The sequence below is a fragment of the Methanolobus sp. genome (assembly GCF_016278385.1).
GTDB lineage: Archaea > Halobacteriota > Methanosarcinia > Methanosarcinales > Methanosarcinaceae > Methanolobus.
In genome coordinates this window covers 35,412-56,176 of sequence record NZ_JADQBY010000030.1, presented here as the reverse complement: position 1 = coordinate 56,176, position 20,765 = coordinate 35,412, and the positions used below count along the sequence as shown (strand labels likewise).

Here is a 20,765-nt window from a genome sequence, read left to right as displayed (position 1 = left end):
CAGAATCCCATCATTTATTTCATGGACTGTTATAAAAATTAATCCCTTTGCCGACTGTTAAAGTAAAAATAAAGCAGGATTGAGAAATCACGTCATAATCTGTCAGGTTCTTATTTTTCCCGTTCACCTTCAAGTCTTTGAATCATCTCATTTTTCCAGATGAACAAAGCGATGACAGAGATCATCAATCCAGAAAAAATAAACATTAAAGCAATTCCTCTGCCTGCTCCTATGCCTATAACAGAACCAACTGATTCTACCAGAAGTCCATCTGTTTCCAGCAGTGGATTAAAAATATCATCTGCAAGAAAACCGGCCACTGCAAAGGCAATGATAGACCCAAGATAAGTAACCGTGGAGATAATGGACCACACACGACCTTGCTTATTGTTGTCGATATTCTTTCGTATCAGTACCTCGATTGGAGTATTGATGAAGGGCAGGGTGGCAAAGAACAAGAAGCCTGACAGAGTAACCAGAACTATATTTGTCGAGAAACCAAGTCCTGCAAAGAATATGCCTGACAGAAACAGGGAAACTGACAGCATTGCTACATGTTTGTTCTTGCTGCCAAACACACCGATGAAAAGGCTGCCAATTATCATTCCAGAAGCACAAAGCGATTGCGAGATACCGACTGCTCTGACAGATGCCAGGTTCAGCATCATCGGAATAAACAAGGATTGAAGCAATCCCACAAAGAAGAGTATGAACATGGTGGTAATTACAAGATGGACTACACCTTTATTCCGTGAAAACTCATGGATGCCTTCTTTGAACTCTTCCATGAGCTTTTGTTCATGATACTTCACCGGGACAGCACCCAGAACTTTTCTAACCCAGATTACAATTGAACTGGCTATCACAAGAGTTGAAATATCAATCAGGAAAATGTATTTTATATCAAATATAGACAGCAATATACCTGCTAAAAATGGTGATAATAAATACTGGGCAGAACTTGCCAGCTGCATGAGGCCACTTGCCTTGGCATACTGGTTCTCAGGCAGAAGATCAGTAACCAAAGCCTTGTAAGCTGGTTCCTGAAAGGCTGAAAAGATTGAACTGACAGAAATCCCGAGATAGATTTGCCAGAGCTGAATATCACCTTTAAGCATCATGAAGAATATGAAGAGAAGGCCCAGCGTTGATCCAAGGTCACCGAAGACCATCATTATACTCCTGTCATGACGATCTGCCAGTATGCCTCCATAGGGTTTTAGTAAGATTGGCGGCAGAAAAGCACACAATAATATAAAAACATAGCTGGAAGCAGTTCCTGTTAGCTGATACACGTATATTCCCAGAGCAAAAATCGTAAGGCCAGTACCTATTATGGAGATAAATTGCCCGAACCAGATCAGAAGGAATTTAGGAAAAAGGTCCTGTGATTTGTCTGTCATTGTATTACCATTTTACTTCGATAAAAAAAGAGGGACCTTATTCGGTCCTTTCTGCAAGGTGTTTTCTTGAAAAGAACATTTCCCTGTCATATGCAATTAGAAGAACTGCCACAAAGATCAGCACAACAGTCTCTATACATTTTGTGTTCTGGGTTATATCCAGCAGCTCCTGGGACATATTGATAATAAAGTGAAAGACCATAGCAGCAATAATGCTTTTCCCGTTCTTTATGCATATCCAGCTGATGATCATTCCCATTGGAACGATGCTGACAAAAAAGTTCATGCCATACCAGAAATTCTCATTAAAGATCTCATACTGGTAGGAGTTGTTGACAAATATCAACGGGAAATGCCAGAGTGACCATAGTACACTGAAGATCAGTGATGCTGTAAAGTAAGTATGACGACTCTGCAAGCTGTCAAAGGCATAACCTCTCCACCCGAGTTCTTCAAAGCTAGCTGCAAGCAGGAGAATCAACAATACCGGTACAGCTCCTGCAGAGAAGGAGAAGCCTTCTGCAAACTGGAACTGTGACAAGGGTTCTCCGAGTGGAATAGAGATCAGTGTCGAGAGCAGGACTACTAGAGGCATTAGTAAAAAAAACACAGGTAAGATATTTGGGTGTATCAGCCTGATGTTGATAAGCCTGTTAATAAAATCTTTTTTAAGATCCGCGTTGTTTGAGCGGTAGATCATAAAAAGCGAGATGAGAAATGGTGCCATTAGTCCTGGCAGCAGTACAAGCATGTATAGTCCGTTTCCATCATCACGGAAACTCATGTATGCACCTGCAAACCAGAGAGCAAAGGTTATGATGAAGATTGAAAGATAATAGATGCCGGGTTTATACTTGTAATTAGGTATAATAGTTTCACCACACAGTGATTTTGATGGTAATGCCCCTATAATATTTTACATTGAATGAAATCCTAAATTATTGAATAAACCTATTAATTAATAAAAGCATCCATTTTGAATTCGTTGCAAAAATATCTATCTCAAAAACTATATGTAACCTGAGTCCCAAACTGGAAATATATGAAGATACAGACTGGATGTTGCTGGCTTCGCACGGAGAAGAGGGACTTTGACCACGGGAAGTACTTCATTATCTGAATTAAGTACTTTTAAATAATTAACACAAACAAAAGCCATAGAAATTTAACATCACTGATGTAATATCATGTATATTATTGTTTTTTAGTTGGTAACACTCTATAATGTAAAGAGTATTTGATTGATGAATAAAGAATGTGCATTACCATGAGAAAAATAAAAGGACTTCTAAGGCTATTAAGATTTGAACTCCCGTTCTCAGCAGGAGTATGCGTTGTCATGGGACAAATCTTAGCCCTGGGAAAGTTTGCATCTATTCCTGAAACAACACTTGGTTTTTTGTCAGTATTCTTTATTTCAGCTTCAATATTAGTATTAAATGATTATTTTGATGTTGAGACTGATAGACTCAATGCACCCGACCGGCCAATTCCTTCAAACGCTGTAACTCAATCAGAAGCTTTAATGCTAGCAATTAGTTTAGTGTTCTTTGGTCTGATCCTTAGCTATCTGATCAATATTGTAGTGTTATTATTCTCAGTTCTTTTGTTGATGATTGGATTTCTCTATAACAGAAAATATAAAAAGAGCGGTTTGCCTGGTAATTTGATGGTGAGTTTTTCTGTTGGGACGACATTTATTTATGGTGGCGTATCTGTAGGATTGCCTTTTAATAATATCGTCTGGCTTTTTGCTGTAATTGCCGCATTGATAGATTTGGGAGAAGAGATTGCTGCTGATTCTATGGATGTGCAGGGAGATCTTCTTATCAATTCAAATTCCCTGGCAATAAAATATGGAAATAAAATGGCTCTCCGGATAAGCAGTTACATTTTCTTTTTTGTTATTCTGTTGACATTTGTTCCCTTTATACTAAGGTGGTTGCCTGCCATTTATCTGGTTCCAATTGCAATAATGAATGTTTCGATTGCTTATCCATCTTTGAGACTTTTAAAATCTGGCAATAATAAGAGTGCAGGAAGGGAATATATCCGCTGGATATATTTAGGTACAACCTTGGGACTGTTGGTTTTCATATTGATTAGACTTTTTGAAGTATGAAAATAAGGGATTCAAAATCCAGTCAACCAAATGGAGTATTCGACTCTGTAGAAATCCTCATGTGGAAAAATAGAGGTACGTCTCACTTTCCTTTCATTGTCTACCTAATCCTCACAAAAGAAATGCAAAATTGCTGGCATCAAAAATATTTCCTTTTTGACACTACTCCTACACTACAGATTTCGTACAGTTACTTAGCATGTAGAATTAATGTATTTTCTGCTAAATCAGATAAAGATAATCTATAGATTTGTCTTGCTTATTCTGCTAAACTTAGTTTCTTCTTTTTATCACGTTTGAACTACATGACCTAAAGTTCAGATGATATAACTCATTTGAAATGTTCAAATGAAATATATTGACTGAATATTCAGTGTATTTAGATCAACCTCATGAAGTGCATCTATAACCCCGCCTATGTAGGACAGGGTAAATAAAGTACAAGATGATCCAAGAATTGTAATTCAAAATAGCTCTTCCACACATTCCTTGAGATTACAGTACACACGGGTTTCTGCAATGTTCTGTGTACCCGTCGCGAAGGATTCCAGCATTGAGCGGTAGTACCATTCCTGTTCTTGCTTAGGTGCATTGAACTTGTCCCAAAAGCCTTCTCCTTGCATCCTTACATCACTGATAAGGTCCCTGATATTTGCAAGCTTGTCTGCACATGAGAGGAGTTTGATTTCGCGGTTAGCACCTACCATCTCTTGTATGGTGTGTTCCTTCCGTTCTTTCCAGGTTTGTTCCTTGTTACCAGTTGGAGGATTTCTAAGCTTTTCAGGTTCGGTAACAGCGTACACGTAATCAGCAACTTGTTGGCCATATTTTCCTAATATTATTTCAATATGAATGTCAGTATCTTCAACAACGTCATGGAGCAATCCTGCAAAAACAAGTTCAAGAGGTACGTTCTCTTTGAGAAGGATGGATGCTACATCCATTGGATGCGATATATATGGAGTACCTGACTTCCTCATGCTATTCTTGTGACAATCAACGGCGAACGCAAACACATCAGCAAGTTCTGTCAGGTCAGTCTCCCTTTGTTCTTCATACTTTTCCTGGAGATCATTCAACTGTATCCTGTAGTTTGCCATCCTCACGTGTTCGTAAACGGTTAATTCGCCATCTATCTCTATTGCTATCATCCTGTAAGGGTCGCTGACCCAAATCCTCCTGTGAGGTTCCTCAGACAAGAAGTCCAGATAGCTGAATAATTCGGGTGTTTCTATAGGTTCGAGAACATTGATTGTATAGATAGTAATCCCGTTTCCTTTTTTTTCAGTACTGCTACAATACTGGTTGATAAGCTCTCGTATTTTCATGATGACAACTCCCTTATTTATGCAAAGAATAAATGATTCGTTGATACTTTCTTCATCCTTTGGAATTAATTCCTGTATATATCCCTGATACTATATAGTGAAAGTATAATAAGAAATGTTCAGCAAGTTTAAATCAATTAAACTCTCAGACATAAGATAAGCACCTCATGAAATGCATCTGTAAACCACCGCCTCTTTCAGGCGGATTTATTTCATATTTATGATTTAAGATATAACTAGATGATGCAGAGAAAAAGTTTTCAACAATTATAGGAGTTGTTTCTCCATTAATCCGTTGTTCGATAGCTTGAAGTAGTTTACATGTACAAATGACGTTGCAATAATTTAGTCTGTATGCCACATGAATTTATTGTTATAGTTCTTTTGAGCTTTGTTAAATCATCGGTGTTCAGGCATAAAAGGAGCTCTGTAACTATGGACGCATTAGAAGCTATTCACACTCGCAGAAGTATCCGAAAATATACGGATGAAAGCATAGCACCGGAAACAATCAAAGAACTATTGTCTGCTGCCATGAGTGCGCCTTCAGCTGTGAATGCACAACCGTGGACATTTATAGTAATTGACGACCGCAAGCTACTGGATGAGATCCCTACATACAGCCCTTATGCAGCCATGGCCCGCAATGCTCCACTTGCAATTCTTGTCTGTGGAGATACAAGTCTGGAAAAAGCTCCGGGATTCTGGGTACAGGACTGTTCGGCTGCAATACAGAATCTCCTGCTGGCTGCTCATGCACTCGGTCTTGGTGCGGTGTGGACTGGAATTCACCCTATGGAAGACAGGGTGGAAGGTTTCAGGAAAGCTTTCAATTTGCCGGAACATATAATTCCCCTAGGACTGGTACCTGTTGGATATCCTGCACAGAAGGCTGGCCCGCAGGACAGGTATATGGAAGAGAAGGTCTACCACAACTCATACGGTAAAAAATTATGAATCTTTTTAGTATCAGGTGGTTTCATGACAATAAAAGTTGTTGCAAAACACTATGTTAAACCTGAAAAGGTCGAAGATTATATTGGTTTGAGCAAAGAATTGGTCAAAGAGACACTGAAAGAAGAAGGCTGCATTGAATATGGTCTTTATCGGGATTCAGAAAATCTACTAATCCTGACCATGATTGAGGAATGGGAAGATAATAAATGTCTGGAAAGGCACTTTAATTCTAAACATTTCAAGGAAATAGTTCCTTTGATGGCAGATTGCTTTGAAAAAGAAGTTGAGATCAATGTTTACAATAAAATGGTGTGACATTATAAATTAGTATCAACCAATTTTATTATTGGTTTTGTTACCCATATATTACATTTTTTGCAAACAAGCTTCATGTTAAAACCCTTCCCACATCTCAAACCTTCCCTTTATATGTACATTTAAACTAAAAGGCTTATCTGCTGCAGCGTTTCTTATGTGATGGAAATTCTTCCAAGATAAATCAAGAAGCGCGTCTTCAAAATCTTTCATACATAAGTGAACTGCATTTAAGTGCAAAATGTTTATGAAAATATGTTAGTTTTTTTCTTAGAAATCATAAATAAATAGTAAGTAGAAAAGCAGCTCCAACTCTTACAAGAATCAATATCAGCAGACGAAATAGAAGTATGGTGGGCCCGATGAGATTCGAACTCATGACCCCCGCCGTGTAAAGGCGATGTCATAACCAGCTAGACCACGGGCCCACATTGTTTGCGAATAAAGTTGTTCGGTGGCGCTTTCGCCCTCGAGCAACTCCTTAATGTAACTAGTTGTATATAACCTTTATTGATGGAATATGCAAATACCGAATGAAAAATTAATATCTTACTGATTTTTGCTGGAATAACAGATAAAGGGCATTAATATCCTGATCTCTTTCCAGTCATTTCAGTTATTTCCACCCTGATGATCGCGACCTTGTCCAGAATAGTATCTTCATATGAGAGAGATTTCTCCCCGGCATACTTTTCCATCAGCAGATTCAAGGCTTCAGTCTTGTCTGCAGAATTGGTGATCATGGAAGCGTTACCCCAGCCTATTATGCTGTAATATTTCATACTCCATCCACAACTTGTGGATGCTAGGGATACTTCTGCTTTATACTCCATCTCAAAGCAGACATGAGGATTAGCCTTGATGATATCCAGCTTTTTTCCAGCTCTGGCTGCATGCAGATAGAGTGCATTATCGTGGTATGCAAAATTCATTGGCACCACATATGGGATATTGTTATCGCAAAGTCCTATCCTGCATATAATAGTCTCTTTGAGGATACTGTGTATCACATTTTGATCCACAATTTTTTTCTCAGGCCTTCTCATATCTTAACCTCTTAAAATTAAGCATCAATGTGCGGAAAATTAAAGCAAATAATATCCTTAACCTCATCCAGCCAGTTCCGCCGCTCTTCTTCGGAACTGTCCGCAATTGTCCTGAACATTTTGCGTCTGTAATTGGTAACCCCGCAGAAATCAAAAATACAGTCCTTCCAAATCCTCTCCAATGGATCACCGAAAACATTATTCTCCCTTTCCTCCGGTGTATTAGAATTATTGAACACGACAGGAGCCTTTGCTTTCATAAGACCGATTGGAAGTCCTGAACCATCATCGTCCTCAGCAAACGTGTACGCTATCTTTTCCCTGAGTACACGGTCCACACATCCTTTCAGTATGGCAGGCGGCTGTCCCCACCAGTTTGGATGGATGATTATACAATCTGCCCCTACGATCTCTGAGCAATGTATCTGGACCAACATATCTTCCGACTGGTCAGTAATGAGTTATTCTCCCCGAAGAAGAGGGTCAAAACCTTCCCCATGCAGGTCGTGAAAATAAACATCGTACCCATTGGCATTCAAGGTATCAAGCACCTTATTTGCAATAGCGCGGTTGAAACTCTTCTCATAAGGATATCCGAGTATAACAGAGACATTCATGCAAACACATCTAACAATCGAATATTATTAATTAAACAGATAATTTTTTTAATAAATTCAAACATGATAATCAACAACAACACGATCATCATTTATCTTACCGACAAATTCAGCAACCTTTACATGTTCAGGATGATCCTGGTATTTCCTGAGTGCTTCTTCATCCCTGAACTCGGAATAAAGAACAACATCGTAAGCAGCAGCCGAAGGATTTTCATTGATTCCTACTTCGATCATTTCAATTTCCGGGATTACGCCCTTAAGAGTTTCAAGCATTTCCTTCATGAGTAAAGCATTCCCAATGTTGCTCTTTCCTTCAGCGTTCTCCTTCAACTTCCACATAACAATATGCTTTAACATGTGATATTCCTCTTTTATGCAAATGTTGACATGTCTTATGTCTTTTATGTTTGAGTACTAAAGGATATGATTTTTGGAAAAATAATCCTGATAGGTGTTTAAATATTAACAAAGCAAAATAGGGCAGTAATGTCTTACGATCCAAGTGATGAAGACGAGGATTACGAAATAGAAGTCGTCGAGGAATACATAGGAGATTACGGAAGTGTCCGCTCCATAGTACGTGAGGCGCTGCCATTCGAGCTCATGGCCACCATAGGAGGAGTTATATCAGGACTTATCCTTTCAGGTATGAGCAATGAACTGGAACTAATACCGGGATTAATAGTTATCACACCTGCTGTACTTGGTATGCGTGGAAATGTTTCCTGCACACTTGGATCACGCCTTGGAAGTGCCATACACATGGGCCTTATCACAAAAATAGACCGCAACCCTGAACTTATCAATAATGTTTCAGGTTCCCTTCTCCTAAGCCTCATAATGTCAATCATACTCGGAATTGTCGGTCACCTCGTAACTGTAGGTCTTGGTCTGCAAAGTGCAGGTGTATTCACCCTTACATTAATAGCAGTCATCGCCGGAGTAACCTCTGGGATAATTCTTGCAGTTGTTGCAGTCCTGCTTGCACTTGGCATGTTCCGTTTTGGATTTGACCCGGATAACGTAGTCACACCAGCCATTGCCACCATCGGTGATATTGTATCAATGATAATGATCTTCATGGCTGCAAAGGTGGTGCTCATGATATGAGTTACTACACAATAAGAGGCATTGTTGGAAGAGGATTCCCAATACTTCTTATCACCTCTGTAATAGCCATATTTGCAGGCCAGATACTCAACATAGAGCTACATAAACTCGTTTCTATGCCAATTATACTCGTATTGATACCTGCACTCATCAAGATTGGCGGAGACACCGGAAGCATGCTTGGAGCCAGGCTTTCATCATCATTTCATATGGGTCTGGGTAACCACCTTCACCGCAGCCCTGTTGTCCGCAATAGTGTCCTTGCAGCCCTCATTGTAGGGATTTGCGCCTGCATTTTTGTGGGTATCATGGTCTGGATGACCGGGGCAGTACTTGGCATTGGAATGCCCTTTATAACCCTCATGGCTTTGTGCCTCATAGCTGGCTCATTTGAACTGATTGCAGTCTTTTCAGCAACTATTGTAATCGCATTTGCATCTCACAGATTCGGAATAGATCCCGATGACACAGTAATCCCATTAATCGCCACCCTTGGTGACTTTATAGGTGTCAGCGGAATATTCATGACAATGCATATTCTAAATCTAATCTAAACGAAAATTATTAAAAACAAATACAGAATAAGAATACAATGAACGGTAGAAACATATGAGACCAAAGGAAATAAGGTATAGCCCACGCAACCTCAAAGATTTGCTAATTGAAATGAAGGATACATCCGAGCTCATGGTAGACCTTGCCTATTCAGCCATGGTCTATGATGACGAGGACATTGCAGAAGAGGTAGTTCGCCTTGAAGAAAAAATGGACACCCTTGACTATCACATGAAAATAGCTGCTATGCTCAGCACAAGACGTGTTGAGGAAGCAGAGGAGATGTCAGGTGTGCTTCAGGTTGCCCGTGCATCAGAGAACATAGCCAATGCAGCAGGAGACATTGCCAAAATTGTCTTAATGGATATGGGTATTCCCATGGAATTAAAACTTGCAATGAGAGAAGCTGATGAGACCATTACAAGAGCGACTGTCAGTGATCAATCTGAAATTGCAGGCAGGAACCTGGAAGACATCGAACTGGACACCGAGGCAGGAATGTGGATAATTGCCATTCGCAGAAATGATGAGTGGATATATGATCCAAACCATGCGACCCGTATAAGACCAGGTGATGTGCTTTTTGCACGTGGTCATGACGATGGATTAACTCTTTTCTTTGAACTTGTAACAAGTCGGAAATATATTCCAAAGGAAATGCAGCATGAGAGATTCCTGATAGACCTTGAAAGAGCTGCTGACATAATTGTGGAAATGAAAAATATGGGTGAACTTTCCGTAGGATTAGCTTATTCTGCCCTATTATTCGATAACGAGGATATTGCACATGAAGTTAAGGCGCTTGAAGCTGAAATGGACTCCATGAAACATGAACTTCAGCACTGGGTACTTGAGACTGCAAAACATGTCCCTGATGTAAACATCCTTCGTGGACTGCTTCAACTTGCAAACTCAGCAGAAGCAATCTCAAATGCTGCTTACACTATTGCAGATACAGTCCTGAGGGATATTGACCTGCACCCGATCATCACCATAGCTGTAAGGGAATCTGATGAGGTTATAACCAAACTTGTAGTTCAGGACTGCTCACCAATAATCGAGAAAAACTTTGGTCAGTTAAAACTGGAAACCGAAACCGGTGTCCATGTAATGGCTATTAAAAGAGAAGAAAGATGGGTTTACAGACCAAACAAGAGAACAGTTGTCAAAGCCGGAGACATACTCATAGCCAGAGGTTCACACACAGGAGAAGAAGCATTATTTGAAATGTGTGCCTGTCTGTTTGACAATAAAAATGAATCCTGATCGAATCGATCAGGACATTATTTCTACGGAACCGTCTTTCTTACCGATGTAGACCTCGTCTGCATTGGTAAAGATGCCGTGTTCCACAATTCCAGCTATCTGTGAAAGAATTGCGGATATAACCACAGGATTCTCGATCACGCCAAGGCTTGCATCGATAATGAAATTCCCATTATCAGATATAACCGGACCATCTTTTCTTGATGCAAGACGGAGTTCCGGTTTGCCGCCAATCCTGAGAATCTGTTGGGAAACATATTCCTTTGCATATGGAAGTACTTCCAGAGGAACATAGTGATTCAATTGTTCACTGACTTTTGATTCATCAGCTACAACTACAAAGCGCTCTGCTGAACGTGAAACAACTTTTTCACGGGTGTGCGCAGCACCACCGCCCTTGATAACGTTCAGACCAGAATCAATCTGGTCAGCACCATCAATGGCAATATCAAGGTTAGGATGTTCTGCAAGTGAAGTCAGGGTAATACCTGCCTGGATAGCAAGCATCTCTGACTGATATGATGTTACAACTGCAATAATGTCAAGACCTTCATCAACACGCCTTCCAAGCTCGGCTATTGTGTAGGCAGTTGTGGAGCCAGTACCAAGACCGACTACCATTCCATCAGTTACAAGATCGGCAGCTGCAATTCCTGCAGCTTTCTTTTCAGGACTTTCTCCTGCTGGATTTCTTTCTTTCATAAAGATTCATCCTTTTATTTTGGTAATTACGGGGAAAGTCTTCGCCTGTCCCTTGGGAAGAGTACAACATCACGGATGTTTTCAACACCAAGCATTGTCATGACAAGTCTTTCGCACCCAATACCCCATCCAGCATGCGGTGGCATACCGTATCTGAAAGCCTTGAGATAGAACTCGAATCCCTCTGGGTCAAGACCCTGTGACTCAATTCTGCTTACAAGAAGCTCTGGAATGTGTATACGCTGTGCACCTGATGAGAGTTCCATTGTCCTGTGCATCATGTCGAATCCCTTTGAAAGAATAGGATTGTCTTCATAAGGCATTGCATAGAATGGTTTTATCTCGGTTGGCCAGTCAATGATGAAATAGTGTGATTCACCGGTTTCCTTGAATACGTGTTCACCGATAGTATGCTCGGCAGCAGTACCAAGGTCGTCGCCCCAGTTGAGCATCTCGTCAGTGTTCGCATTGACGATCTCGATTGCTTCATCGTAAGTTACTCTCTTGAATGGAAGTGCCGGTACTTTTAACTCGACGCCAAGAGCCGCAAGTGAATCAGATGACTTCTCAATTATCTGTTCATAGATGTAGGTAACCATTTCCTCAAGAATCTCCATTACATCAAAATGATCACAGAAACTTGCCTCAATATCTATGGAGGTTGCTTCATTAAGGTGCCTGCGGGTGTCGTGCTCCTCTGCCCGGAAGATTGGACCGATCTCAAAGACCCTGTCAAGTCCGCCTGACATCAGGATCTGCTTGAAGAGCTGTGGACTCTGGTTAAGGAATGCTTCCCTGTCAAAGTATGTGATAGGGAAAAGGGATGTTCCACCTTCTGTTGCTGTTGCCACTACTTTTGGACTGGATGTCTCAATGAATCCATTGTCTGTAAGGAAATTCCTGACCGCTCTTAGTACTTCATGTCTTATTCTGAAAATAGCTGTGGTCCTTTCCCTTCTAAGGTCAATGAACCTTGAATCAAGACGTGTGTCAAGCTCAGCTTCAACCTTTCCGGTTGTGTCCATTGGCAATGGTGAAGCTGACTCATTGATGAGGTTAATCTCATCTGGAATGAGCTCATATCCATTTGGAGCCTTTGCTTCTGGCTTTACAGTACCTGTAATTGATACTACAGATTCCCTTACAAGTTTCCTTGCCTTCTCCAGAAGTTCCGGGTCTGTCTTCTTTTTCACCAATGTGATCTGAGCCCTTCCTTCACGGTCCCTGAGCACAACAAAACAAATTCCACCAAGGTCACGGACCTCGTGAACCCATCCGGCAACAGTGACCTTCTGGTCACCCAGTTCCTCCGGGTTGATCTGTGACGTGTAATGCGTCCTGAGATTTGCTAATGACATATATTCACCTTATTTGACGTTAAACATTGAATTAAATATATAATTGAAATAACTGATTTGCTTCAATACCTAATTTATTCATTATAAAGGTTTGTGAATCGTTTTTTAGTCCCTAAATGTATACTATAGTACTAGTATGTGACTATATAAATAAGGTGATAAAAGATGTCAAAATAAAATATGAAATAGGTTTTCTACAGAGCCATTTTTTAGATTTTTTAAATATTATTCATAAGGGTTATTGAATGTTTAATTTTGTAATCTCTTTAAAATTAAAATAGAAAACCTTATATTCTACTTTTTCCACTTTTATTTTGAAACAGTTAAGACTCAAAATGGTGTATAGATTGGATTTGTAAAGCAATATAATTGATATCAAAGGCTGGATGAATAATAAAAATAACATCAGTTTAAATTGAATGTGGACACCTATATTCACATAACAAATAAAAGGGTATTTTAGTGTTTTTATTCCAGATTGAAAGGGAGATATAGTGGAGGTCTACTTTTATGCTGGAAATATTATTGAAACTTTGATCCTCGAATTAGTTAAACTGTGTTGAAATCACAAATGAAATATTCTAACTGGCAAGACCAATATTTGATAGAGCTATTTTATATCCAATTAGTCTAACGCATTTAATGAGTAAGACAACAATAGATGGTGGTTATGATATGAGGTCTTGGATTGGATTAGGGATGTGTAGTCTTTTTATCTTGGTAGTATTGACAAATTGTTCTGTAGCAGCAGATGGAACTGACGAAACTTCAGTTCCTTTTCCAGAAATCACAAGTGTTGTGGTAGAACCACAAGACCTCTATGCAGGTGATGTTGCCACGATAAAAATATCCGTGAAAAATACAGGTGGTCCGTCAAATATCGGATTCATTGCTGTTTCTTTCCCTGATAATGAAGATATTATAGAGGTAAGCGGCACAGGTAGTAATCAAAACAAATTATTCCCTGTGGGAAGTTCGCTTGTTACAAGTACTAGTTCAACAATAACAGCAATTAATCCACTTGTTCAACTTTATGATGATAATTGGGACAGTGGACAAACTGAAACTCTCACAATTAAAGTAGAAGTAAATGAAGGGGCTTCTGAGCTGAGATTTTATGTAAGGACTACCCTCAGGGAAAAAGATGTTGCAAATTATATACGAAATCCCTCTTCCTCTTCAAAAACTGATCAACAGGGATTCTATGTCAATGAATATTCATTCGATGTGAGTGAGGACGATTCATTAAATGCTGATTCAAAATTCATAAATGAAGATTTAAATGAAGATTCAAATGAAGATTCATTCGTTCCTTCTTCTGAATTCATAAGTGAAGCTCCATCTCTTCCATTCCCTGAAATTACGAATGTTGTAGTCGCCCCATCTTATGGTCTATATGCAGGTGATGTTGCCACGATAAAAATATCCGTGAAAAATACAGGTGGTCCGTCAAATATCGGATTCATTGCTGTTTCTTTCCCTGATAATGAAGATATTATAGAGGTAAGCGGCACAGGTAGTAATCAAAACAAATTATTCCCTGTGGGAAGTTCGCTTGTTACAAGTACTAGTTCAACAATAACAGCAATTAATCCACTTGTTCAACTTTATGATGATAATTGGGACAGTGGACAAACTGAAACTCTCACAATTAAAGTAGAAGTAAATGAAGGGGCTTCTGAGCTGAGATTTTATGTAAGGACTACCCTCAGGGAAAAAGATGTTGCAAATTATATACGAAATCCCTCTTCCTCTTCAAAAACTGATCAACAGGGATTCTATGTCAATGAATATTCATTCGATGTAATTAATCATGTTGTTGAATCAACTATAACTTCAATTACTCCTAACTCTGCAACTGAAGGTACATCTGTTTCATTTTCAGGAACCGGTACTACTACAAATGGTAAAATTGTTGCCTATAAATGGACTTCCAGCTACGATGGACAATTAAGTACATCTGCAAGTTTCAGCACATCAGATCTTTCTGCCGGAACACATACAATATATTTCAGTGTACAGGACAGTAATGGTAAGTGGTCAGATGCAGCATCTACAATCGTTACAATCAATGCAAATAATGGAGGAGATGACGGTGATCCAGTTATACCACCCGCAGTACCCTCAGATAATTTAGATTTAGTGATTACAGTTAAAGATAGCAGTGATTCCACATATCTGGGAAATACTGATATTTACTTAGATGGGAATTTGATCGGACAGACCGATTCAAGTGGAAAGTTAACTACTCAGGTAACAGAAGGAACCAGTTATTTGCTGAATGCAGAGAAGTCAGGCTATGAGCCAAAATTTGAAACAGTAAATGCTGGTTATGATGCATACAGAGACGTTATGATTTACCTGAATTATGTAAAGATTCCTGTTACGGTAAATGTAAAAGACGAGACCGGTAAAGCATTAAGTAATGCAATGGTATATTTAGCCGATGAATTTGTGGATGTTACCGACATTGACGGAGTTGTAACTGCCGATGTTGACAAAAATACAGATATTATGCTAAAAGTATCAAAGAACGGTTACTACGAAGAAAATGCTTTGATACACGTTGAAAGTTATCCGTCAACTGAATATATGGTACTAAAAGTAGAGGATAAAACAGCTCCGAATATTATCATTGGAAATCTGGAGGTAATTGGTGATGACGATAAGATATTGGAAGAGGGTGAAAAAGTCAAAATATCATATTCAGTTACAGATGACAGTGGAATCGGAAAAATAATCTGTAAACTTGATGGAAAGGAAATTGATTCTTATACATCAGCAGGTTCATATTCAACAATCACTCCTGTTCTAAGTGATGGGAACCACGTAGTCAGTTTCACTGCAAATGATAAAGATATGAATGTACACTCCAGTTCTAAAGAAGTACAATTGCCTGTATCAAAAAGAGGACCAGAGGTTTTATTCCAGGCTACCAAAGACACTATCAGTGTAGGGGATTATGCAGTATTCACTTTAAGTGTGCTTAATCCGATTGGTAATCTCCCTATGGATGTTCAAATGATACTTAAAGCTCCAGATGGGACCTGTGTTTCAGGCAGCTCTTTTGCAGAATCAGGAGCCGGTATGTATACTGCCAGTTATACAGTTGAACCTGGAGACGAAGTAAAGTACATGTCATTTAATATTCAGGGTAACGAACCCGGGACTCATTCCATCATATCAGAAGTACATTATTCAATTTCCGGCGAAACTCCACAATCTCAAGGAGACGAGCTTATACTTGAAGTGACAGATAAACTTAGGTCTTCCACAGATCCAGTTGATCCATCTCCCGGGTCAGTCCTCACTAATCCTGTGCCAGGATTCACAGGAGTGACTTCAACTGTTGGTTTACTTCTAATAGTTCTTCTGTTAAGAAGAGTTAATAAGCGTTAATTGATGGTTGTTAACCATCAATTCTTTTTATTTTACCTTAACTACGGCTCTGTAGAAAACACATTGAAATCACTATGTATAGCTAAAATTCAACAAAAATAATCACCATTCAGAACAACATACAGAAGTTTTATTGACTTGCATTATTGTTTGAATTTGGAGGATTTCTACAGAGCCTTAACTACTATTAATAAAATAAGGCTTGTGATGTTTATAGTAAATATCCTTGCCAAAAAGTATGGGCAATATTAGTTACCAATGTAATTATTGAATGGCTTAATTCATGAATGAAACTGCCCTATAAATTATTGATCATAGTGAAAAGGATGCTATAGAGATACATATCAAATTTTGTTTGTTTTCTTACTACAAAATTATGAGTTGATAAGAGCGAAGGTATATTAAAAAAGGAGAAAGGTATCAATAAAAGATTAATGATACCAATCTTTGAATTTGCCGGAATATCGCATCATCAAAATCTATTTTATTTTAAACAGGAACAATGCGATAGCTAAGCAGGCAATAGAAGTTGCAAACGAGAAGCCTGGAATGACTATCTGGCTCTGGCTTTCTGTCTCCTCTTCCACTGGCTCAGGAGTAATTTCTTCTGATTTTTCTTCGACAAAAAATGGCATGGTCTGTTGAAGCATTCTGTACTCTTCTTTATTGCCTTCTGGATAGTATATTACTTGGGATTCCAGCGCTTTCTCACCTATTTCTGTTGAAGTTATTTGAATTGTTACGTGGTTCTCTTCTCCGGGTCTGACGATAAAGTTCCCTATATTCTGATTAGAACCACTGCTTGCAAAGCTTGTTGCAGTGACATATACTCCGCTTGGTGCCTTTATGATAACATCGACTGCCAGGTTTACATCATTAACAGAAGGATTAATCATTGACAAGCTAATAAGTGCCGGGTCAGTCGTCTCAACTGTATTTTTTGTTGATGTTAAACTTACAGATGGTGCAAGACGGAATGTATCTGTTACGGTTTCTTCAACATTTTGGGTTGTTGTTTTTGCTTCTACGTTAATATAGGCCTGAGGGATATCCACACAATCTGCATTGTTTCCATCAATGTCCTTATAGCATACTTTTGCAGTTCCTAAAACATCAATACCCAGATTACTTCCACTCTGGTCTGACTTTGCATTGAACGATAAGACTACCTTTTCATCATTAGATAAATCTGGTTCGTTGTCTTTAATCAAACCAATATTATTCCAGGTGATTGTCGTAATTCCGGTGCTATCATCCGTAACGACACTATCTGGTTCAACGTTAAAAGAACCTTCTTCAATAATATATTTCTGAGTTACTTCGATAACGTCCACGTATTGTGGTATAGTAGAAGTGGTCACCTCAGTTAATATATTGTTGAAAATTGCATCAAGAGTTTCTGCAGTTGGTGCTGAATAATATGTTCCGCCAGTTGTGGTGCTCATATCTTCTAGATTTGTTACATTAACAGAATCTCCCAATCCAATACTGTATATGGTGTATCCTTTGTCAGCAGCACTCTGTGCAATTGCATGGCTATAATCTCCCTCTCCATCACTGAGAAAGATAATTACCTCTGCAGATTTTTCTGTTTTTGTATTCGCATCTAAAATATTTATTGCTTCAGCCAGACCAATAGAAAGGTCCGTGTTTCCCTCCCTATTCACACCATTTACAGAGCTTTTTGCATCGGCAAAATTACTGGTCAAAGCCTGAGTAAAATCAATATCGTCGTCCCAGCTGACAACACCTGCTGCATCTTTGGTTGGTTCCATCTTGTCGATAAAGTCGTTTGCAGCTTGTAAACGAAGATTTGAAGGATCACTCGACTCCATGCTTCCAGAGCTGTCGATTGTAAATACAATATCAAGGGGCACTGACGTTGTAGTTGTGTTTCCTGCTCCTGTGGCTGTTATTGTTACAGTAGTAATCTCATTTGTACCACTGCCAGCAATATTGATATCACTCGGCGATGCTGTCTTTGTGACCGTAGGACTTGCGACACTATTAGCACTTGCTGTTCCAATCATGGAGATGGTAACGATACAAAGCATAGATATCAATAGTATTCCTGTAGAATATTTATGCAATTTACTTTTATCTATCATTGACACACACTCATCTTTTATATTACATTTATAAACCAGTTATGTATATTTGAAATCTTATTCTTTGTGGTTATAAGCAATATCAGATTTGCTATGTAACTGGATTTATGCTTTTCGATTTGTTTTTTTTATTCAAAATATACAATAATTACCTATAAGCTTACAGTTTCTGTGATGGGAATGCAAAGAAACATCAAGGATGAAGTATATCCAAATCAACCTCAACAACCAATTTTTCAAAAGTATTTAATCCAATATTATGCAAATTTATTCACATAATACTGAGAAGAACCTTTTTATTTTACCTGTACTGCCTAATTTTAAAATTGATACTAACAAAATCAGGCTTGTAATGTTTGTAGTAGATTGCCTTGCCAGAAAATAAGGGGAATAGATGTAATAGACAATTGAAATAAAAATAGCCCCAATTGAAACAAGAAGGGGGACCTTGTCAGCCATATATACAATTTTTGTGAATAATATATTCAATAACAATCCGTAAAGGGATACTATTGGCAGCAGCATCAAAAAAATAATAATCAACATTAATAGGTTTATATTAAAATATACAAGTGTCCAAAAAAGAACAACAAGCAGCAAAATAAAATAAATTGTGAATATAGGGTATGTACTGAATCTTTCTATAATTGATTGGAGATCTCCCTGAATTCCATATTCTTCTTTTTTGATTGAACTTGGAGTTGCAGCAGAGAATGAAAAAATTAGCATGATTACTATTATTAGATCATTGATATCTATTAAATTCAGATTAATTATCATTGAACCTAATGTTTCGATCAAAACTGGAAGTTGCATGAGATATAAATTAGAGAAAATGTATGTGTATTCCAGAGAGTTAAAAACAATTGATGATTCAGACAGATTAATATATTCAAATTTTAGGAAGAAAAACATTGCAAAAAGGGGTGGAACTAAAGAGGGTGCTGCACTTATTGCTTGATTTGCCAACCACTGAAAAAATCCGGATTTGCGACTATTTTCATGAATAACATGTCCTCCCTTTGAAGTTACTTTGAATTCCTTTACTTCATTCTTAGTAAGAAAAGCAATTATCGCATGGCTTAATTCTTGAACGAAAACTGCCCACCAATTCATTGATCTATAAAGACAGGGGTGTTTATAAGAGATACAGGTCAAATGGTGATTTGTTTTACTTATTAAAATATTTTGAATTGCTAGCAGAGAAAGTATCACAAGTAAAAAATAAAAAGGTATCAGTAAGAGACTAATGATACCAATCTCTGCATTTGCCAATCATATCACATCATCAAAATTTATTTTCTTCTAAACAAGAATAAGGCGATAGATAAGCAGGCTATAGAAGTAACAAATGAGAAACCAGGAATGACTATCTGGCCATTGTCTTCGTTTTCTTCATCTTCTTCTTCCACTGCTTCAGGAGGTATTTCTTCTGATTTCTCTTCGACAAAAACGGACATGGTCTGTTGAAGCATTCTGTACTCGTCTTTATTACCTTCTGGATAGTAGATTACCTGGGATTCCAGCGCTTTCTCACCTATTTCTGTTGAAGTTATTTGAATTGTTACGTGGTTCTCTTCTCCGGGTCTGACGATAAAGTTCCCTATATTCTGATTAGAACCACTGCTTGCAAAGCTTGTTGCAGTGACATATACTCCGCTTGGTGCCTTTATGATAACATCGACTGCCAGGTTTACATCATTAACAGAAGGATTAATCATTGACAAGCTAATAAGTGCCGGGTCAGTCGTCTCAACTGTATTTTTTGTTGATGTTAAACTTACAGATGGTGCAAGACGGAATTTACCTGCAACGCTTTCTTCAATGTCTTGAGTTGTTGTCGTTGTTGTTTCATTTGAAGAACTTTCATTTACAGAAGTATTTCCTAGCGCACAAGTTGTGTTACTCACAAGCAGTATTGCACAAATTAAACATATGCAAAACTTTAAGGTATTCAATTTATTCTTTAAAATAATTACCACCTCTCAAATGACTATTACTGATAACATGAAATAATAGTTCTTATTTTTTTTGAGATTGTATCACATTTCTTATATATTCTGTATTGTTCTTTTGTAGAATTTTTCATTCAAGTGATAGTGCAAACTAGACTAGATATGTATGTCAAAGTTGTGCTTATTGTTAATATGGAGATTTCTACAAACCTGAATGAGTTTCTGTATTTCTCGTAATGTGCTCATGCTATCTCATAGGTTGCCCATGAACAGGCGTTGCCCAAGGTAAAATGCTTGAGGACTACTTCAGGATTGATATAAGGCATACAGTACGTTGCCACAAATTTCAGGGCATCCAGTGAAGTTTATGCAGATGTCCGTTATTGTCTGCGATAATCCTTAATCTTGTCATATCAATCCTGATTAACCATGTTAGTAACAATCATAGTACTATTTTAATATTTTACAGAGTCTAAACCAAATAAAATGCTTAAAATGGGGTTAAATAAATAATAAGAATG

19 protein-coding genes and 1 tRNA gene are annotated in these 20,765 nt (G+C 38.3%); 7 read left to right on the top strand and 13 right to left on the bottom strand.

The window, feature by feature from the left end; all coding sequences use genetic code 11:
• Positions 1-110 precede the first annotated feature (110 nt).
• Positions 111-1,403, bottom strand: a complete 1,293-nt coding sequence (locus tag QZZ23_RS12125; protein ID WP_292470510.1) for an MFS transporter — start codon at positions 1,401-1,403, stop codon at positions 111-113.
• Between the two features lie 37 nt (positions 1,404-1,440).
• Positions 1,441-2,274: an MmRce1 family CPBP family CAAX prenyl protease gene (gene mmrce1, locus QZZ23_RS12120; protein ID WP_292470532.1), complete on the bottom strand. Its 834-nt coding sequence runs from the start codon at positions 2,272-2,274 to the stop codon at positions 1,441-1,443.
• Between the two features lie 396 nt (positions 2,275-2,670).
• Here mmrce1 and QZZ23_RS12115 point away from each other — a divergent pair, with 396 nt between their 5' ends.
• Complete coding sequence (locus tag QZZ23_RS12115; protein WP_292470508.1) at positions 2,671-3,525, top strand: UbiA family prenyltransferase; 855 nt, start codon at positions 2,671-2,673, stop codon at positions 3,523-3,525.
• A 464-nt stretch (positions 3,526-3,989) separates the two neighbouring features.
• Here QZZ23_RS12115 and QZZ23_RS12110 read toward each other — a convergent pair whose 3' ends face one another.
• On the bottom strand, positions 3,990-4,853 hold the full coding sequence (locus tag QZZ23_RS12110) for an HD domain-containing protein (RefSeq protein WP_292470505.1): 864 nt from the start codon (positions 4,851-4,853) through the stop codon (positions 3,990-3,992).
• A gap of 435 nt (positions 4,854-5,288) precedes the next feature.
• Here QZZ23_RS12110 and QZZ23_RS12105 point away from each other — a divergent pair, with 435 nt between their 5' ends.
• Together QZZ23_RS12105 and QZZ23_RS12100 are read left to right on the top strand one after the other, a co-directional pair.
• Complete coding sequence (locus tag QZZ23_RS12105; RefSeq protein WP_292470502.1) at positions 5,289-5,810, top strand: nitroreductase family protein; 522 nt, start codon at positions 5,289-5,291, stop codon at positions 5,808-5,810.
• Between the two features lie 24 nt (positions 5,811-5,834).
• Positions 5,835-6,125, top strand: coding sequence for a putative quinol monooxygenase (locus tag QZZ23_RS12100; RefSeq protein ID WP_292470499.1), 291 nt, complete (start codon positions 5,835-5,837; stop codon positions 6,123-6,125).
• Positions 6,126-6,476: 351 nt separating this feature from the next.
• Here QZZ23_RS12100 and QZZ23_RS12095 read toward each other — a convergent pair.
• From QZZ23_RS12095 to QZZ23_RS12080, 5 genes are all read right to left on the bottom strand, one after another.
• Positions 6,477-6,553: transfer RNA gene (locus tag QZZ23_RS12095), tRNA-Val, on the bottom strand.
• A gap of 156 nt (positions 6,554-6,709) precedes the next feature.
• Positions 6,710-7,171: a pyridoxamine 5'-phosphate oxidase family protein gene (locus tag QZZ23_RS12090; RefSeq protein ID WP_292470498.1), complete on the bottom strand. Its 462-nt coding sequence runs from the start codon at positions 7,169-7,171 to the stop codon at positions 6,710-6,712.
• Positions 7,172-7,188: 17 nt separating this feature from the next.
• Positions 7,189-7,605: an NAD(P)H-dependent oxidoreductase gene (locus QZZ23_RS12085; protein WP_366931352.1), complete on the bottom strand. Its 417-nt coding sequence runs from the start codon at positions 7,603-7,605 to the stop codon at positions 7,189-7,191.
• Between the two features lie 27 nt (positions 7,606-7,632).
• Positions 7,633-7,788, bottom strand: coding sequence for a hypothetical protein (locus QZZ23_RS14715; protein ID WP_366931351.1), 156 nt, complete (start codon positions 7,786-7,788; stop codon positions 7,633-7,635).
• A gap of 57 nt (positions 7,789-7,845) precedes the next feature.
• Positions 7,846-8,148 (bottom strand): Dabb family protein, encoded by a 303-nt coding sequence (locus tag QZZ23_RS12080; protein WP_292470495.1) that lies wholly within the window; start codon positions 8,146-8,148, stop codon positions 7,846-7,848.
• Between the two features lie 129 nt (positions 8,149-8,277).
• Between QZZ23_RS12080 and QZZ23_RS12075 the strand changes: the two genes are divergently transcribed.
• From QZZ23_RS12075 to QZZ23_RS12065, 3 genes are read left to right on the top strand one after another with little or no spacing between them, the layout of a single operon-like run.
• Positions 8,278-8,901 carry a magnesium transporter gene (locus QZZ23_RS12075; RefSeq protein ID WP_292470492.1) on the top strand — a complete coding sequence of 208 codons (624 nt, stop codon included), beginning with the start codon at positions 8,278-8,280 and terminating at the stop codon, positions 8,899-8,901.
• Positions 8,898-9,455: a magnesium transporter gene (locus QZZ23_RS12070; protein ID WP_292470489.1), complete on the top strand. Its 558-nt coding sequence runs from the start codon at positions 8,898-8,900 to the stop codon at positions 9,453-9,455. Before QZZ23_RS12075 ends, QZZ23_RS12070 begins: the two co-directional genes overlap by 4 nt.
• A gap of 55 nt (positions 9,456-9,510) precedes the next feature.
• A complete protein-coding gene (locus QZZ23_RS12065) occupies positions 9,511-10,722 on the top strand; it encodes a potassium channel family protein (protein WP_292470487.1) in 1,212 nt (403 codons plus the stop codon).
• A gap of 9 nt (positions 10,723-10,731) precedes the next feature.
• On the opposite strand, the gene rpiA is transcribed toward QZZ23_RS12065, so the two are convergent.
• Together rpiA and aspS are read right to left on the bottom strand one after the other, a co-directional pair.
• Positions 10,732-11,424: a ribose-5-phosphate isomerase RpiA gene (rpiA, locus tag QZZ23_RS12060; protein WP_292470484.1), complete on the bottom strand. Its 693-nt coding sequence runs from the start codon at positions 11,422-11,424 to the stop codon at positions 10,732-10,734.
• Positions 11,425-11,450: 26 nt separating this feature from the next.
• On the bottom strand, positions 11,451-12,782 hold the full coding sequence (gene aspS, locus QZZ23_RS12055; RefSeq protein WP_292470481.1) for an aspartate--tRNA(Asn) ligase: 1,332 nt from the start codon (positions 12,780-12,782) through the stop codon (positions 11,451-11,453).
• Positions 12,783-13,457: 675 nt separating this feature from the next.
• Here aspS and QZZ23_RS12050 point away from each other — a divergent pair.
• A complete protein-coding gene (locus QZZ23_RS12050) occupies positions 13,458-16,181 on the top strand; it encodes a PKD domain-containing protein (RefSeq protein WP_292470478.1) in 2,724 nt (907 codons plus the stop codon).
• A 479-nt stretch (positions 16,182-16,660) separates the two neighbouring features.
• On the opposite strand, the gene QZZ23_RS12045 is transcribed toward QZZ23_RS12050, so the two are convergent.
• The 3 genes from QZZ23_RS12045 to QZZ23_RS12035 form a co-directional block, all read right to left on the bottom strand.
• Positions 16,661-18,289, bottom strand: coding sequence for a VWA domain-containing protein (locus QZZ23_RS12045; RefSeq protein WP_292470473.1), 1,629 nt, complete (start codon positions 18,287-18,289; stop codon positions 16,661-16,663).
• 267 nt (positions 18,290-18,556) lie between these two features.
• Positions 18,557-19,405, bottom strand: a complete 849-nt coding sequence (locus tag QZZ23_RS12040; protein ID WP_292470470.1) for a hypothetical protein — start codon at positions 19,403-19,405, stop codon at positions 18,557-18,559.
• A 179-nt stretch (positions 19,406-19,584) separates the two neighbouring features.
• Positions 19,585-20,199, bottom strand: coding sequence for a hypothetical protein (locus tag QZZ23_RS12035; protein ID WP_292470467.1), 615 nt, complete (start codon positions 20,197-20,199; stop codon positions 19,585-19,587).
• Between the last annotated feature and the right edge of the window lie 566 nt (positions 20,200-20,765).

Excerpts from the sequence above, each read along its gene's own strand:
- QZZ23_RS12100 (WP_292470499.1), top strand. The coding sequence starts at position 5,835 with ATGACAATAAAAGTTGTTGCAAAACACTATGTTAAACCTGAAAAGGTC.
- QZZ23_RS14715 (WP_366931351.1), bottom strand. The coding sequence starts at position 7,788 with ATGAATGTCTCTGTTATACTCGGATATCCTTATGAGAAGAGTTTCAAC.
- QZZ23_RS12040 (WP_292470470.1), bottom strand. The coding sequence starts at position 19,405 with ATGAATTGGTGGGCAGTTTTCGTTCAAGAATTAAGCCATGCGATAATT.
- QZZ23_RS12050 (WP_292470478.1), top strand. The coding sequence starts at position 13,458 with ATGAGGTCTTGGATTGGATTAGGGATGTGTAGTCTTTTTATCTTGGTA.
- QZZ23_RS12070 (WP_292470489.1), top strand. The coding sequence starts at position 8,898 with ATGAGTTACTACACAATAAGAGGCATTGTTGGAAGAGGATTCCCAATA.
- QZZ23_RS12075 (WP_292470492.1), top strand. The coding sequence starts at position 8,278 with ATGTCTTACGATCCAAGTGATGAAGACGAGGATTACGAAATAGAAGTC.
- QZZ23_RS12065 (WP_292470487.1), top strand. The coding sequence starts at position 9,511 with ATGAGACCAAAGGAAATAAGGTATAGCCCACGCAACCTCAAAGATTTG.
- QZZ23_RS12125 (WP_292470510.1), bottom strand. The coding sequence starts at position 1,403 with ATGACAGACAAATCACAGGACCTTTTTCCTAAATTCCTTCTGATCTGG.
- QZZ23_RS12080 (WP_292470495.1), bottom strand. The coding sequence starts at position 8,148 with ATGTTAAAGCATATTGTTATGTGGAAGTTGAAGGAGAACGCTGAAGGA.
- aspS (WP_292470481.1), bottom strand. The coding sequence starts at position 12,782 with ATGTCATTAGCAAATCTCAGGACGCATTACACGTCACAGATCAACCCG.
- QZZ23_RS12115 (WP_292470508.1), top strand. The coding sequence starts at position 2,671 with ATGAGAAAAATAAAAGGACTTCTAAGGCTATTAAGATTTGAACTCCCG.
- rpiA (WP_292470484.1), bottom strand. The coding sequence starts at position 11,424 with ATGAAAGAAAGAAATCCAGCAGGAGAAAGTCCTGAAAAGAAAGCTGCA.
- QZZ23_RS12045 (WP_292470473.1), bottom strand. The coding sequence starts at position 18,289 with ATGATAGATAAAAGTAAATTGCATAAATATTCTACAGGAATACTATTG.
- QZZ23_RS12105 (WP_292470502.1), top strand. The coding sequence starts at position 5,289 with ATGGACGCATTAGAAGCTATTCACACTCGCAGAAGTATCCGAAAATAT.
- QZZ23_RS12090 (WP_292470498.1), bottom strand. The coding sequence starts at position 7,171 with ATGAGAAGGCCTGAGAAAAAAATTGTGGATCAAAATGTGATACACAGT.
- QZZ23_RS12110 (WP_292470505.1), bottom strand. The coding sequence starts at position 4,853 with ATGAAAATACGAGAGCTTATCAACCAGTATTGTAGCAGTACTGAAAAA.